The following is a 13,447-nucleotide window of genomic DNA, read 5'->3' as shown; positions in this document are numbered from 1 at the left end:
TGTTATACCTCGCTTATCTTCTATAACCCTATTGTTATCTTATTTCTTGTTGAACAGTCCGCCGAACAGCACATCCGCCATCCGCGGGAACAAACCGTAGAGCTTAATACCTATGGACGCCGTGCGCGGCAGATCCAGCTCGGCAGTCCGCTTCTCCATGACGCGCACGATGGCGCGGGAGACATATTCCGGCTTCATCATGAACCAGCTTACGTTTTTCACATAGGAGCCTGAAGGGTCGGCCAGCGCAAAAAACTCCGTGTCAATCGGTCCCGGATTGATGGCCGACACATGGATGCCTTGCGGCCTAAGCTCCATCCTAAGCGAATTCGTAAAGCCGAGCACAGCATGCTTCGTCGCCGAATAGCTGGTCGACTTGGAGGAGCCGATCTTGCCCGCCATTGAAGCCACGTTAACAATATGTCCCTCGCCGCGCCTCTGCATATAGGGCAGCACTGCCTTGACGCAGCGTACGATGCCCATATAGTTGGTTTCCATCATTGCCTGGAACCGCTCTACGGGCATCTCTGTAATCGTCTCGAATTGGCCGTATCCGGCATTGTTCAACAAAATATCGATTCTACCGTACTTTGCGATGACCGCAGCGACCGTGCTCTCTACGTCTTCGGTCTTCGTTACGTCCATAACGTAATAGGAGCATTCGCCTTGTATAGAGTCTGTCTGCTTCTTCAGCCTCTCGACATTTCGGCCGGTTAATACCGGTATCGCTCCCCGCTCGGCAAGCATCGAAGCCGTCATGGCGCCTATTCCGCTGGAAGCGCCCGAGATGAGTACGATTTTTCCTTTCAACATGCAGCATCACCCATCCCTCAGTGTACTCCATACCAAGCCCTCTAAGCAAAAAAAAGCTCCAAAAAGGAGCTTCTTCTGCATTAAGATGCAATAAGCACTTGAATGTCCAACTCGCCGATCCCGTCCATAATGAGAGGAATCGTCAGCGCTTGCGTAGCGTTGAACCCGGCCGACTGCGCCGATTGAATCAGCTTCGGCGGCGTAATATCCACCCTTACGCCCTGATTGTACAAGATGGTGCTGGCATTGCCGCTGATCATATTGCCAAGCTCGGAGATTGCGCTGCGTCCCATCTCATCGATCTCAGAGATGGCGTATCCGCCCATCATCGCCGATACCATCTTGAGAGCTACCTGTTCACTTAGTCCGAATACGATATCACCGTTCATTTGTCCGTTGAGGCCTATTTGAATCCAAATATAGTTTTCTACGAACTTAATGTCCTTGACTCCGAGCTGCCCTGTCGCAGGCTTGATCTGCACAAGCTGCTCGATTACGATTTTTGCTGACTCAAGAAACGGGTTTATATATTCTGCCTTCATAAAGAGGATGCGCTCCTTTTTCGACAAAATTCGCAATTTGTCTATTTTGCCACTATTATACTTGAAATAATAGGACAAGTATACTACTAGAAACGCATATCGATCTTAAGACCTACAAAAAAATAAGGCCGTATTCTAGTCTAAACGGCTTTGTCTTGGCTCGTTTTCCGGTAATGCATTCTAATTAGCCTAAGTCTTTCGTATAGGATTTCAACCGGCTGGCCGGGCTGAGCGGCTGCCTCATCCCCATACACATGCTGGAGTACAGGCTTCAGGTACCGGTCTCCGAGGGACGCCATTGCCTCCAGAATCTGCTCCCTCTCCTCCTCTGGAACTACGCTTAGCTCACGCTCAATAAGAGCGTCAACGTCATAACCTTCCTGCTCCAGCAATTCGATTCGCAAGAGAAGCTCCCTGCGCGGCAGCTTCAGCTCGGTCTGTAATTGGTCAAGCCCGCCCGCTTGCTGCAGAACGGCCAATATCCTCCGCTTCTCTTGCTGGCGGTCCATGATGCCCTTAAACTTGATTTCCTTTTGCTTATATAGCCAAGCCGTGTAGTGCTCTGCATCTAGCTTCTCCTGCACCCAATCCAAGGGAAATGACGTTTCCCGCGCCATGCCTGAGGTAAGGCCGATAATGGCATCGCCATAGGCCTCCTGCTTGCTCTTGCCCCAGCCCGGAATTTGCTTCAGCTCGTCCAGCGTCTGCGGGACAAACGCGCTGATCATCCACAGCATCCGGTTCGTTGCTACCAAATACGCGGAGCGCTTCTCTGCAGCGGCGGTCTTGCGACGCCACTCTCTCAGCGCTTGGAACAGCACTTCATCGGCATTCAGCTCTCCATAGCATTGCAGCATGGATGGCAGGCTGCCGCCGGAGGCGCGTCCGCTATCCAGCATGCCATCCATAATCGGGGCATAGCCCGCTCCCATCATTCTCGCTACGCCATACCGGAAAGCGGTCAGCATCTCCTCCCACGATATCCCCTCGAACCAGCGAAGCGGCTCCTTCTCTCCCTCTTCATCGGCACCAGCTTCCAGCCAGAGTACCGAATAACGCCCTCCCTCCTCGCATATGGACAGCTGGGCCGACTCGATTCGGCCTCCCTCCGCCGGCTTCTCAAACGTGTTCAAAAATACGATGTGCATAGCTTCTTCTCACCTTTCGTCATAGAAATTGGCGAATGCAAGAACGAACGCCCCCACTTCAGATATGCCGACAAATAAAAGCACCCCTTCCGCAAAGGCAGAAGAGGTGCTTCCTCACACGTCCATGATTCGATTGCCATTATACTAACATAATACGGAACAACAGGCAAGCATATCCTGTAATTCCGATGATGCTATTTCCTTATCTTTTACTCTGTATTCAGGTATAATGTTCTCAAAACCGATGCGGAGGTTATCACGATGGAACTGCCTCAATACGACTTTATGTCCGATACGACGGAAGACACGACTACGAGATTCACAACCTTTATTACGCCAAGCATGAAGCGTTTCGATCTGGCTGTGACGACGACGAACCGCTTCTACGGCAAGAAGCTCATTACGGATCTGCAGTCCGGCAAGACGGCTATCATCGGACCGGATGATCTGGAACAGGAAGGCTATCTGGAGCATACGTTCAAGCTGACTGAAGAAGAAGCCGGCGAGTTGGCCCAATTTCTTTACTTCGTCGTCGGCACGGTGAATTTTACCGATTAATTTCGGCAACCCTAGGATGGCAGACAACTGCTGAACAGGAGGAATTGACATTGGATCGGTTTGATTCGGAACAGCGTGACGCATACGAGGATCTGGCTACGGTCACTTCCCGTCAGAACGACCTTGCTCTTGAGGAATTCCCGGAAGGGCCTTACGGCTCGGATTTGATCAGTGAATCACTGGGCAAAAGCACGCCATGGAGCGTAGATCAGCGCTCCTCGCCGCGATTTGGATACGAGAACCAAGAGCTTCACGCCGGACTTCCTCGCCAATATCCAGGCGAAGACGATAACGCAACGATTCCGGAAGTGCAGGACGAACCATAGCCCTATCGATACAAAGGGGCTGTCCCAAGAGGGTAGCAACGGATAAGCCAGTCCCAAACGTTGAACGAAAAAGCCTTCAAAACCACCGCTAAGTGGGTTTGAAGGCTTCTTTATTGCTTGAAATCCTGTCTATAGCGGGGGCTAAAAAATCATAAAATGACTTTTGGGACAGCCCCTTCATATCTCATGAAGCGTAATCTCGCTTCTGACCATAAAACGCGCGTTTATGCCCGCTTGCCCGATCCCTTTGGAAATATAATAGGTCCCGCTCGGGCTGTGATGCAGTCCCTTGTAGATGCCTTTGGCCGGCAGCGGCCCCTTCTGTACAAAGGAAAAGAAAAACGGGATGTTCATCTGCTTCCCGTGCAGATGACCGGACATGAGATAGTCAAAGGGCCTGCGCAGGACAGGCACAATATTGGGGTCATGAGTGATGACGATGACCGGCTTCATGCCGTTGTTGCCGTCCACATCCCGATACGCTTCTTGTATCCGGCTATGGCCGGTTCCGTAGTTATCGATGCCCACGAGGATGAAATCAGCAAGCTCCCTCGATTCATTGCGCAGCACCGTTACGCCGTAACGCTCCATCACATCGATTATTCTCTGCACACCTGGGAAGTTATAATCGTGGTTGCCAAGCACCGAATAGACGGGTACACCTTCCTCGGCAATCATTCTAATATAGCGGTCCAGCTCCGGCAAACAACTTTCCTTGTACGTATAGTCGCCTGTTAGAAAAATATAGTCCGGCTTGGTTCTCTGAATCGCCTCTTGCAGCTTGCCGGAGGATACACGGAGCATATCCACATGCAAATCGCTAATCTGCAAGATACGGGCGCCGATGCCAAGCGGATGCCGCACCTGCTCAATCTTAAGCCAACGGGTAGGAACGATTAATGCAATATAGAGCAAAGCGGCCACAGCCGCAGCGACAGCGAGCAATTCCAGCAGCAGGTCCAATGGCGGCGCTCCTCTCCCCTCATCTTATAGGAATATAAGATTTAGTATAGAGAAATTGAGGCTACATTGCCACCGGCTGCTTGCTGCCGAGCAGGCTGCGGAACATGCCCCCCTGCTCCTCTGCGAGCGTCTGGAACTCTCCTGCCTGCACGATCCGGCCATCGTCGACCACGATAACATGATCCGCATCTTGAATCGTGGTATAGCGGTGGGCAATGACGATCATCGTCAGCTTCCCTCTCAGCCGCTCCAGCGCTTGCTGGATTTTGGATTCGTTCAGACTGTCCAGCGCGCTCGTCGCTTCATCAAGGATCAGGATCGAGGGCTTGCGCAGGATGGCCCGCGCCAGTACCAGCCGCTGCCGCTCTCCGCCGGAGAGCAGAACACCCCGGTCGCCAATGATCGTATCCAGCCCTTGGGGAAGCTCCCGCACAAATTCGATCGCCGACGAGAATTCCATGGCCTCCCACATCTCTTTCTCGGTCGCGTCCGGATCGATTGACAATAAATTGTCGCGGATACTGGCATGGTACAAGAAGGAATCCTGCGGTACGTAGCTGATGGACCTGCGAAGCCTCATCACCCCTTCCGGTTGAAGCGGCTTGCCGTCCACAGCCACGATTCCCCGCTCCGGCTCGATCAATCCCAGCAGCATATCGACAATGGTGCTTTTGCCAGCACCCGACTTGCCGACAATAGCCGTCATCCCGTTCACAGGAATGCGCAGGTTGACATCATGCAGCGTATAGTCCGGGCTGCTGCGGTCATAGCGGAAGAAAATATCCCTCAGCTCCAGCGCTTCATTCATAGGCAGCGGAAGCAGCTTCTCCTCGAACGCTCCTGTTAGCAATCCGCCCCGCTCTCGCTCCGCCTTGCATTCCAGTTGAAGCTCCATTAAAGCTCTGAAGGCAGGGATCGAGGAAGCCAGCTGCTCCAGATTGGATTGAATGCCGGTAAATCTGGGCCATAATCTGGCAAACAGCAGCGTGATCAGCAGCATCTGTCCACCCTGCGTATCGAACAGCGTCACCGCCGCAAAGATAAATACCGCGATCATGACGGCCGAAGCCCATTTATAGAACAGCTGCGAATTGTTTCGCACCTTGGTGAATTCGTATCGTTCGCGCTCGATCTTCGCCGACCAGTCTTGCAGCCAGCGATAACGGGATTGCTCGAGCGAGTTGCTTTTGATCTCTTTCATGCCGTTGAAGTGATCGGATATGCCCGCCAAATAGCTTTGAGCCAAGTCAACAGAGACGGCTCCCAGTTGTTTGGATTTGCGGATATAGCGCCGCGACAGCCATCCGATCAACAGGCCGCAGCCTAATATGAACAGCGTTAACGGCCAGGACAGCCACAAGGCCAGCCCAATCTGTATCAGTGTGAACGCAACAGAGGCGATCATCTGCAGGAACAAGAAGGCGCCATTCGTTACCCTTCCCAGCTCACCTGTCAATGCATTGATTAAATCCGATTTTCGTTTCCGTACAAAAAATGTCCAATTCGCTTGCAGCAGCAGCCGGTAAGTCTCCAGCCGCACATGATTGATAAAACCTGTATGTATGCGTACTTCCCGCAGGGATAAATTACGCTGGAGCAAGCTCTGGGCCGCTACCAATGCGATATAGAAACATAAAATAATAGTCAGTGACCAGGTGACCGGCATCTCTTGCAGGAAGGACAGAAAGCCAATACCCGGAATGATTGCCGTCGCGGACGGGATAATGCCGATAATGCCGATCAGCGGCAACAGCAATAGGACTGCCGCGCCATCCAGCAATCCGATCAACAGCATTCCGAAAAGATTGACATAAAGGATCTTTCCCGCGTACCTGTGGAGCTGGCCTGCAAAATACAGCAGCTGCTTCATACATTCATCGCTTTCCGGCCCTCGAATGCCATCGTTCGGGCAAACTTGCCTGTGACAGTAAATGACTTCATCTCTTCCGCCCCGGTAATATACCACGGGCCGCTGCGGAGCCAGGCATGCGCAATCATGCTGCCTTGTTCATTTTTGGCGGTCCCCAGATACAGTGTGCTTTCGATCCCGCGCCTCTCCAGCATTTTCATCCCGGCAACGGCACGTACGAGACACTTGCTCTCCCAGAAGGTATGCTCGCTCATCAAGTTAAGCGCATGCCGGACACGAGCCAGGTCCTTACGATGCGCTTCCGTCTCTTCATAATCCGTCTCCTTCATCGGCTCTCCCAGCCGGGCGGCCAAACCCGCGAAAGGACGGTGCAGCAGTTGGTACCGGGCCCAACCCATATAACAGGTTGCTTCGACAAGCAGCGCGATGGTGCGCCTATCATAAGACAACAGCAGCTTCAGCTTTCTCGCGATCGACATCGGTACACCAGCCTTAAATGCCGAACTGGACAAGCCGTTCCTCAGAGAGATGCGTCAGGAACGAGAATACTTGCTCCTCGCATGTCGTCCGGTCAATCTCGTATTCGTCCATCAATGTATTGACGATGGAACCGATCGTCTCCGGATACGCCATCATATCCCAGATGCGCCCGCCGATGGCGCCCAAATTGTAATACTTGCCGTTGTCGATGCTTAGAAGCACCTTCTCCCCGTTCATGTCGCTGGCAATATTGTTTTTGTTCTGCACAGCAAGCAAATCCAGCGAGAAGGCCTGGTGTTCCGGCTGGCTCATTAATTCCCCTTTATAAACCATGGACTGTTCCCTCCGTCGATATCGTATTCAAGACAAGATCGGCTAATTGAGGCGCAGTGAACGCGGATTCGCCACGGCGCAGCCGGTATATATTCAGCCTTGAGGCCAGTGCCGCCGATTGCTCAAAGTGCCACTTCATCACATTCATACGCTCGATCAGCTGATACCGGTATGTATGCTGGAACAATAGAGGCAGCCTCTCCAGCTTGCCGGCGGGCTCCACCGCAATGCCGTTATGCTCCGCATTCTTCGTCAGTTCGAAGACACCGCCGAGCGGCAACGAAGTGGACTCGAAGTTATCGGTCAGCGGAACGCAATATTTGGTCTCCCTGCCGAAGATCGAGCGCAGCGCTTCATAATTCTGCCCCATCGCCTCCAGACTGTTCTGCCATAGCTTCTGCTGGGGATAAGACGGCGCTACAGTCGGCTGTCCCGTAAGCGGATCGATCGACACGGCGATGACGTCATCGCTCAGCAGCCGGTAACCCTTTGCAATCAGCGCGGAAGCGAGCGTCGACTTGCCGGCGCCGGACTTGCCGACGATAGCATACGCCTTTCCATGAATGGCAAGCGCGCTGCCATGAAGCGGATAGATGCCCCGCTGCAACAGCACGATACCGAAGCAAGTGCCAAGCACATAAAGGCGGATTAAATCCTCATCCGCACCCGCATAAGGCGAGACAATGATCTTGTCGCCATCCTGCACGCGGAAGACGCCAGCATCAGGCATTTTGACCGTCACCGTATGGTCCTCGGCCACAAAATGATAGGGTTTCGCATCAAACCCGTTTTTCAGGAAGGGATCTACCTTCACCACGACATCCGCCGAAGCGCTGAGGCTATTCAGCTCCGAAAGCTCAGGCAGCACCATGTCGCTGTGGACGGATAAGCCGAAGGCTCTATATTGCAGTTTCACTTTCGTATCCAACATGTTTTGTTCACCCCACAAACGGAATCAACAAGCTCTTATACAGAACCGTATAAGAGCTTGCCCAGTCGCCATTTCCGACATTAGCTTGAAAACCGCGGGAACTCACTGTTGTTGCCAGGGTTATAAGCTTCATCAGTAAAAGGACCGTTGTGCGTCGAAGCCTCCGTCATTTGAACTTGAAGAACTTCCAATTCCGGCTTATTCCATTCTTTTTTTGCCATCATCATTCGTCACCTCCTTTCAAGCCGATTTCCGAAGAAACCGATACAGAATCATTAAGTACATGGCGGCGTTGACATCCCGTCCATACGCATCTGCGGATTGGACTCCATTCTTCAGACGGGCAAGCACACTCTCTACGACTCGTCCATCCACGATCTCAAGCATTCGGTCATCGCGGCCGATCTGCTGAAGCTCCTGATAGAACGATGTCCAATCCGGCAGCATCCGATGAAGCCAATCCGCTCCCTGCACACCGCGTACGGTCTCGTTCAGCCGGATCGAATCGGGCAGCAGCTTCTCCGTCGCACGCCTGACTAACGCACGCGACATCCCTTGCCTCACATATTGATCCTCTGGCAAAGACAGGCAGAAGCGAATGACTCGCAGATCATTGGTTGGATCGCGTTTCCACAGCTTATAGCGATGGGAAAGCTTGGCCGCAAGCGTATTGCTGGCATTCCAATGGAACAGCTCACGGAAGTGGTTCTTCTTGTCCTTGTACGTATCACCCGAGGCCAGCCAGCCGGAGTCGTCGATTCCGTATTCGCGTAATTGCTCATACACCCGGGTCCTTGCGGCAAATTCGGGATTGATGAGCGCATGATACGGACTCTCGGCAAGCTCTCCGTTCTTTCCTCTCAGGAAGGGGAACGCTTCTTTGCTGACGAGTGACAAGAGATGCCCTCGTCCCGAGCCGATCTTATAGCTGCGAGACCGAAGCTCGCCCATCAGCTTGATCCACCTCATTCGCTTTAGCAGCCGGGCATAATAAGGAATCGCGTCCCCCCACGAAATGGACAGGTTCCCTCTGCCTCCATTAAGAAGCACTCCGATGTTACGGTCGCTCGCTTCCTTGAAGATGCCCTTCAGCCAATACGAATTGCTATAAAATTTATATGGCATTTCCATTACATTCAACATGTCGTCGATATCCGAATAGGGATCAAGTCCTTCAAAATCGAGGCAATGGGACTGGATACCCCCGATATGCGTGACCGTCTTCTCGATATAGGGTCTCTCATTGGGCATATACCACTTGGACGTGTAATCCACAAAGTCGTGGACCGGCACATAACTGAACGTTTGAAGCGTCCGATTCTCTTCGCGAAGCCGTCTGGCGGCAAAGCTTACGACGGCTCCGGAATCCAGTCCGCCGCTGAGCTGCGCCCCGACCCCCCCGGCAGTGCGCACTCTGGCGTCGACTGCCTGCTGGAATACGTCGCGGAAAGCCTCTACATATTCACCGTCGGACTTCAGCTTCAGCATGCCAGGCGATTCCAACCTGCAATACCGGGACAAAGTGAGCTTGCCATCCTCCAGCACAAAGTAATGGGCAGGCGGGATTTGTCGAATGTCCTCGTATACCGTCTGGTCAGCGCTCGCGGCATCCACCACGGTCGAGATAGCCAAATATTGCGCAAGCCACCGCTCGTTGATGGTTCGGGTTCCCGCAGGCAGCTTCAGCAGCGGCTCCATCATAGAGCAGAAGCGGAACGCTATCCCGTCCCAGCTGTAGTAGAGCATTCTTCCGCCGGAGAAATCCCGCGCCCCATACAGCCTGCCGTTGCGATCGTCCCGAAGCACGAACGAAAAGTCGCCTACCAGCCGGGCAGCGGTCCCTGTCCCCCATTTCTCATAAGTCAACAGAATCAGTTCCTGATCGCTTATAGAGGCTCTGTCCCGCCGATGTACGCCAAGATTGTCGAACAGCTCCTCGCGATTGTCGATAATCGCGTCAGCAACAACGGCTAATCGGCGTTCCCGGTCGCAGAACGGATTAGGTACGCCGACCGATTCCGGAGTGATCCAGTGATTGTGCGCGCCCAAGTATGTAAGCCGGTCTTCCCAAGCCAGGACATCATCCGCAGTCTGATTGTCCCATGCCTGCAGCATGCGACTGCCCTCTTCTCGCAGCCGAACCCTTCCGATATCTCCGTGTACTCCCGCAATCGCGCTCATGTCTGCCTCCGAACCGGTCAGTTTCGTTCATTTTAACGAACAATTTTTCTATAAACTCATCCCGTCAGCCGACAGAACTAAGTTCTTTATTAAGAACACAATCTCATATTATCCTCAAATCATTCGGGTGTCAACCGTATTTTTCGCCCTTTTTTGGTTCATTTCGCAATCTTTTTGTTCGTTATTAAAAACAATAGAAAGCTTTCACTTCAATGGAAAATATTGAATGAACAGATCTTATTCTGTTATGCAATATCTTTTATGTACGGCAAATGGAACATAATCACTTTCGTTAATCACTATATTTCGCTATAATAAAAAAAAATGCATATAAGCATTAACGGAGGAGTTTGCTATGATCGGACAACGCATTCAGATGCTTCGCAAACGGAAGGGCCTTTCGTTAACTGAGCTCTCGCAGCGCGCAGGGGTTGCAAAATCGTATTTGAGCTCCATTGAACGTGGTCTTCAGCAAAACCCTTCCATACAGTTTCTTGAGAAAATAGGCGAGGTATTAAACGTGCCGGTCGAGGAATTTGTAAATAACGACCAATCGGAACGCCCAGCCGGGCTGGATCGGGATTGGGAAGATTTAGTAAGAGAAGCGATGAATTCCGGGGTAAGCAAAGAACAATTCAAAGAGTTTCTCGAATTTAATAAATGGAAATCAGGTCGTGAATAGCGCTGTATATCGTTATACAGCGCTCTCCTGTATAATGGATTGCCCTTCCTCTTGAAGGATACGCAGAACCTTGCTCACTTCTTCGGTTGTGAGTCCCTTTTCGCGCGCGCATATCATGAGCTCTACCCACTCCGCGTCCAGTTCCTGCTGGTTGTCCGATATTACTCGTCTCATCCTTTATATCCCCCATTCGTCGGGGCCGGTTGCACCACTGACTCCATGCGCTTAAGGTGCCCAGATACTAAACGCATTTCAACGTCTCCCTTTTTCCATATTGATTCCACAAGATGTATATTATCCTAACTCAAATGCACATGCTGTCGGTTCATGTCTCCATAATTTGAGAGATTATTTCTCAATTTGTCGAAATAATTAGAATGATATTTTTGCAATCGCATACATCACAAATTTCTTTGGCAGGCTGATCTGGTAGTCCCTTTTCCCCAATCTGGATAAATAAGCGGCGTCCCCGTTTTGAATGGCACGAATGTAGCGAAGGGGGAAATAAGCCGCCGCCGCCTCGTCCCTGGCGCACTCCAGAACAGCCGGATGAGAGCAATATTCGCGGATCGCGGACAACTGCTCCCGCTCCGGCAATCGTCCCGAAGACAGATTGCGCAGACAAGTGCGGAGCGTATTTAGCAGCATGACTCTGATTCCAAAGTAGTGGAATTGGATCTGGTGCCGGTAATGAGATTCCACCACTTCCTTCTGAATGAGAAATCCGTTCACCATATCATGGAACAGATGCGGCATATAGCGGCTCGTAGCTCCGCCTGCACGGTAATAGTAAAGGACATCGGGGATAATCTGAACCGACCGCGCCTTCAAAAACATCTCCAGATTCAGAAAAAGATCATCGCCAAAAAAACGAATCCGCGATACATAATGCCCGCTGGACAGCAGAAGCTCCCGCTTGTAGAGCTTGCCGTGCAGCTGCGGCGGGAAGGGATGGCCGTGCAGAAAAGCAGGTACGAGCTCGCTGCGGATCTCGTCAGTCTCATACCTCCTCTTTTGCTTGAAGTAGCGGCTGCCGTTGCTCCGTCTGGGCCATGCTGAATCATTCATGACTTTATACATATTGCATACCGTAATGTCCGCGTCATCGGCAAGAGCCGCCCCTACCAGCTTCTCCAGCAGCCGCTTGTCGGCCCAGTCGTCTGCATCCATATACAGAATATATGGGGCATCGGACAGCTCCAGCCCCAGCCTGCGAGCGGATATGCTGCCGGAATGAGACTGCCGGACATAGGAGATTCGGCTATCGCGTTCGGTATATTGCTTGCACAACGCATCGCTGCCATCGCTTGAACCGTCGTCAACCAGCAGCAGTCTCCAATTGGGGTAGGACTGCAGCCGGATCGAGCGGATGCAAGCATGCAGCTTCAGACCGGCATTATAGACGGGCACTACGATATCAATCTTGCTCACAAGCAGCACCTCGCCGATGGTAGATTATAAATGGTCACGAGGATAAGAACCCTGTGCCGGTTACGGCCTACAGCCGCTGAGCGACAGGCTCCGGCGCGCGGTACCCTCTTGGATTCATCGATTGCCAGCGCCAGGCGTCAAGGCACATCTCATCGATTCCTCTGGCGGCTTCCCAGCCCAGCTCCTGCCCCGCTTTCGACGCTTCCGCATAGCAAATCCCGATATCGCCCGGCCTTCTGGCGGCGATCCGATACGGAATCGTTTGCCCGGAAGCGCGTTTGAACGCCTCAATCATCTCCAGCACGCTGTACCCTCTGCCAGTACCGAGATTATAGGTGTGAATGCCTGCAGTCCGTTCGATTCTGCCCAGCGCCTTCAGATGGCCGATGGCCAAATCCACGACATGAATATAGTCACGAACACCCGTGCCGTCTATCGTCTCGTAATCACTGCCATAGACGGACACCTCGGACAGACGGCCTACCGCAACCTGGGCAATGTAGGGCATGAGATTGTTCGGAATGCCGCTGGGGTCCTCTCCGATCCGACCGCTCTCATGCGCGCCAACGGGATTGAAATAGCGCAGTATGGCTACGCTCCAGTTGGCATTCGATTGCGCCAGATCCATAAGCATCTGCTCGATCATCTGCTTGGTCCGCCCGTATGGATTAATGGCGCCGACGGGAGCCCCCTCATCAATCGGCACGCTCTCCGGCACACCGTACACGGTAGCCGAAGAGCTGAAGATGAGCTTGCGCACACCGTTGTCCTCCATCACCTCGCACAGCGTCGTCGTGCTCATGAGATTGGAATGATAATACCTGAGCGGCTGCTGCACGGACTCCCCAACCGCCTTCAGACCCGCAAAATGGATAACCGCCTCGATGCCGTGCTCTTTGAACACATGATCCAGCGAATCGCGATCGAGCAAATCGATAAAGTAGGAAGGGAATGTTTTGTTCGTAATCTCCGATACTCTCTTGAGCGCCTCCGGATGGCTGTTCGATAAATTATCCACAACAACAATGTCATAACCGGCATGAAGCAGCTCCACACAGGTATGACTGCCGATGTATCCGGCTCCGCCCGTAACAAGAATGGCCATGTTCCATCTCCTCCGCAATTTTCTAATGAGAACATTTTCGTTCTTTATAAAGAACATTGTAGCAGAACAATACCATTTTGTCTC

Annotated in this window: 16 protein-coding genes and 1 riboswitch; of the genes, 3 read left to right on the top strand and 13 right to left on the bottom strand. The window is 52.4% G+C overall.

Features of this window, described 5'->3' with window-relative positions; translation table 11 throughout:
• Positions 1–39: 39 nt before the first annotated feature.
• The 3 genes from AC0YNW_RS00245 to AC0YNW_RS00235 form a co-directional block, all read right to left on the bottom strand.
• Positions 40–813, bottom strand: coding sequence for an SDR family NAD(P)-dependent oxidoreductase (locus AC0YNW_RS00245; protein ID WP_387476336.1), 774 nt, complete (start codon positions 811–813; stop codon positions 40–42).
• 80 nt (positions 814–893) lie between these two features.
• On the bottom strand, positions 894–1,355 hold the full coding sequence (locus AC0YNW_RS00240; protein WP_119798676.1) for a chemotaxis protein CheX: 462 nt from the start codon (positions 1,353–1,355) through the stop codon (positions 894–896).
• A 140-nt stretch (positions 1,356–1,495) separates the two neighbouring features.
• Complete coding sequence (locus tag AC0YNW_RS00235) at positions 1,496–2,503, bottom strand: HRDC domain-containing protein (protein ID WP_475830311.1); 1,008 nt, start codon at positions 2,501–2,503, stop codon at positions 1,496–1,498.
• Between the two features lie 261 nt (positions 2,504–2,764).
• On the opposite strand from AC0YNW_RS00235, the gene AC0YNW_RS00230 reads away from it, so the two are divergent.
• Together AC0YNW_RS00230 and AC0YNW_RS00225 are read left to right on the top strand one after the other, a co-directional pair.
• A complete protein-coding gene (locus AC0YNW_RS00230) occupies positions 2,765–3,061 on the top strand; it encodes a DUF3055 domain-containing protein (RefSeq protein ID WP_475830310.1) in 297 nt (98 codons plus the stop codon).
• Between the two features lie 50 nt (positions 3,062–3,111).
• The gene (locus tag AC0YNW_RS00225; RefSeq protein WP_475830309.1) at positions 3,112–3,387 is read left to right on the top strand and encodes a hypothetical protein; all 276 of its coding nucleotides are present in this window, start codon (positions 3,112–3,114) and stop codon (positions 3,385–3,387) included.
• Positions 3,388–3,564: 177 nt separating this feature from the next.
• Here AC0YNW_RS00225 and AC0YNW_RS00220 read toward each other — a convergent pair whose 3' ends face one another.
• From AC0YNW_RS00220 to AC0YNW_RS00190, 7 genes are all read right to left on the bottom strand, one after another.
• A complete protein-coding gene (locus AC0YNW_RS00220) occupies positions 3,565–4,350 on the bottom strand; it encodes a metallophosphoesterase (protein WP_475830308.1) in 786 nt (261 codons plus the stop codon).
• A 61-nt stretch (positions 4,351–4,411) separates the two neighbouring features.
• The gene (locus AC0YNW_RS00215; RefSeq protein ID WP_475830307.1) at positions 4,412–6,220 is read right to left on the bottom strand and encodes an ABC transporter ATP-binding protein; all 1,809 of its coding nucleotides are present in this window, start codon (positions 6,218–6,220) and stop codon (positions 4,412–4,414) included.
• Positions 6,217–6,699 carry a lasso peptide biosynthesis B2 protein gene (locus AC0YNW_RS00210; RefSeq protein ID WP_387476349.1) on the bottom strand — a complete coding sequence of 161 codons (483 nt, stop codon included), beginning with the start codon at positions 6,697–6,699 and terminating at the stop codon, positions 6,217–6,219. Before AC0YNW_RS00210 ends, AC0YNW_RS00215 begins: the two co-directional genes overlap by 4 nt.
• A 13-nt stretch (positions 6,700–6,712) precedes the next feature.
• Positions 6,713–7,033: a lasso peptide biosynthesis PqqD family chaperone gene (locus tag AC0YNW_RS00205; protein ID WP_387476351.1), complete on the bottom strand. Its 321-nt coding sequence runs from the start codon at positions 7,031–7,033 to the stop codon at positions 6,713–6,715.
• A complete protein-coding gene (locus AC0YNW_RS00200; protein ID WP_475830306.1) occupies positions 7,023–7,964 on the bottom strand; it encodes an aldolase in 942 nt (313 codons plus the stop codon). The genes AC0YNW_RS00205 and AC0YNW_RS00200 overlap by 11 nt, the downstream gene beginning before the upstream one ends.
• Before the next feature lie 80 nt (positions 7,965–8,044).
• Positions 8,045–8,191, bottom strand: coding sequence for a paeninodin family lasso peptide (locus AC0YNW_RS00195; protein ID WP_387476355.1), 147 nt, complete (start codon positions 8,189–8,191; stop codon positions 8,045–8,047).
• Positions 8,192–8,204: 13 nt separating this feature from the next.
• Positions 8,205–10,145: an asparagine synthase-related protein gene (locus tag AC0YNW_RS00190; protein ID WP_475830305.1), complete on the bottom strand. Its 1,941-nt coding sequence runs from the start codon at positions 10,143–10,145 to the stop codon at positions 8,205–8,207.
• Between the two features lie 355 nt (positions 10,146–10,500).
• On the opposite strand from AC0YNW_RS00190, the gene AC0YNW_RS00185 reads away from it, so the two are divergent.
• Positions 10,501–10,827: a helix-turn-helix domain-containing protein gene (locus AC0YNW_RS00185; protein ID WP_387476359.1), complete on the top strand. Its 327-nt coding sequence runs from the start codon at positions 10,501–10,503 to the stop codon at positions 10,825–10,827.
• A gap of 12 nt (positions 10,828–10,839) precedes the next feature.
• Here AC0YNW_RS00185 and AC0YNW_RS00180 read toward each other — a convergent pair whose 3' ends face one another.
• The 3 genes from AC0YNW_RS00180 to galE all read right to left on the bottom strand — a co-directional run bounded on the left by AC0YNW_RS00180 (position 10,840) and on the right by galE (position 13,363).
• Complete coding sequence (locus tag AC0YNW_RS00180) at positions 10,840–11,001, bottom strand: hypothetical protein (RefSeq protein ID WP_165867318.1); 162 nt, start codon at positions 10,999–11,001, stop codon at positions 10,840–10,842.
• Between the two features lie 16 nt (positions 11,002–11,017).
• A riboswitch (cyclic di-GMP riboswitch) is annotated at positions 11,018–11,099 on the bottom strand.
• A gap of 100 nt (positions 11,100–11,199) precedes the next feature.
• The gene (locus AC0YNW_RS00175) at positions 11,200–12,258 is read right to left on the bottom strand and encodes a glycosyltransferase family 2 protein (RefSeq protein WP_475830304.1); all 1,059 of its coding nucleotides are present in this window, start codon (positions 12,256–12,258) and stop codon (positions 11,200–11,202) included.
• Positions 12,259–12,325: 67 nt separating this feature from the next.
• Positions 12,326–13,363, bottom strand: a complete 1,038-nt coding sequence (gene galE / locus AC0YNW_RS00170) for a UDP-glucose 4-epimerase GalE (RefSeq protein WP_387476364.1) — start codon at positions 13,361–13,363, stop codon at positions 12,326–12,328.
• Positions 13,364–13,447: the final 84 nt, after the last annotated feature.

This window comes from Paenibacillus sp. J31R120 (assembly GCF_056269225.1).
This window is presented reverse-complemented; position numbering and strand designations above follow the sequence as displayed.

Excerpts from the sequence above, each read along its gene's own strand:
- AC0YNW_RS00215 (WP_475830307.1), bottom strand. The coding sequence starts at position 6,220 with ATGAAGCAGCTGCTGTATTTTGCAGGCCAGCTCCACAGGTACGCGGGA.
- AC0YNW_RS00185 (WP_387476359.1), top strand. The coding sequence starts at position 10,501 with ATGATCGGACAACGCATTCAGATGCTTCGCAAACGGAAGGGCCTTTCG.
- AC0YNW_RS00245 (WP_387476336.1), bottom strand. The coding sequence starts at position 813 with ATGTTGAAAGGAAAAATCGTACTCATCTCGGGCGCTTCCAGCGGAATA.
- AC0YNW_RS00180 (WP_165867318.1), bottom strand. The coding sequence starts at position 11,001 with ATGAGACGAGTAATATCGGACAACCAGCAGGAACTGGACGCGGAGTGG.
- AC0YNW_RS00205 (WP_387476351.1), bottom strand. The coding sequence starts at position 7,033 with ATGGTTTATAAAGGGGAATTAATGAGCCAGCCGGAACACCAGGCCTTC.
- AC0YNW_RS00210 (WP_387476349.1), bottom strand. The coding sequence starts at position 6,699 with ATGTCGATCGCGAGAAAGCTGAAGCTGCTGTTGTCTTATGATAGGCGC.
- AC0YNW_RS00190 (WP_475830305.1), bottom strand. The coding sequence starts at position 10,145 with ATGAGCGCGATTGCGGGAGTACACGGAGATATCGGAAGGGTTCGGCTG.
- AC0YNW_RS00200 (WP_475830306.1), bottom strand. The coding sequence starts at position 7,964 with ATGTTGGATACGAAAGTGAAACTGCAATATAGAGCCTTCGGCTTATCC.
- AC0YNW_RS00240 (WP_119798676.1), bottom strand. The coding sequence starts at position 1,355 with ATGAAGGCAGAATATATAAACCCGTTTCTTGAGTCAGCAAAAATCGTA.
- AC0YNW_RS00230 (WP_475830310.1), top strand. The coding sequence starts at position 2,765 with ATGGAACTGCCTCAATACGACTTTATGTCCGATACGACGGAAGACACG.
- AC0YNW_RS00235 (WP_475830311.1), bottom strand. The coding sequence starts at position 2,503 with ATGCACATCGTATTTTTGAACACGTTTGAGAAGCCGGCGGAGGGAGGC.
- AC0YNW_RS00195 (WP_387476355.1), bottom strand. The coding sequence starts at position 8,191 with ATGATGATGGCAAAAAAAGAATGGAATAAGCCGGAATTGGAAGTTCTT.
- galE (WP_387476364.1), bottom strand. The coding sequence starts at position 13,363 with ATGGCCATTCTTGTTACGGGCGGAGCCGGATACATCGGCAGTCATACC.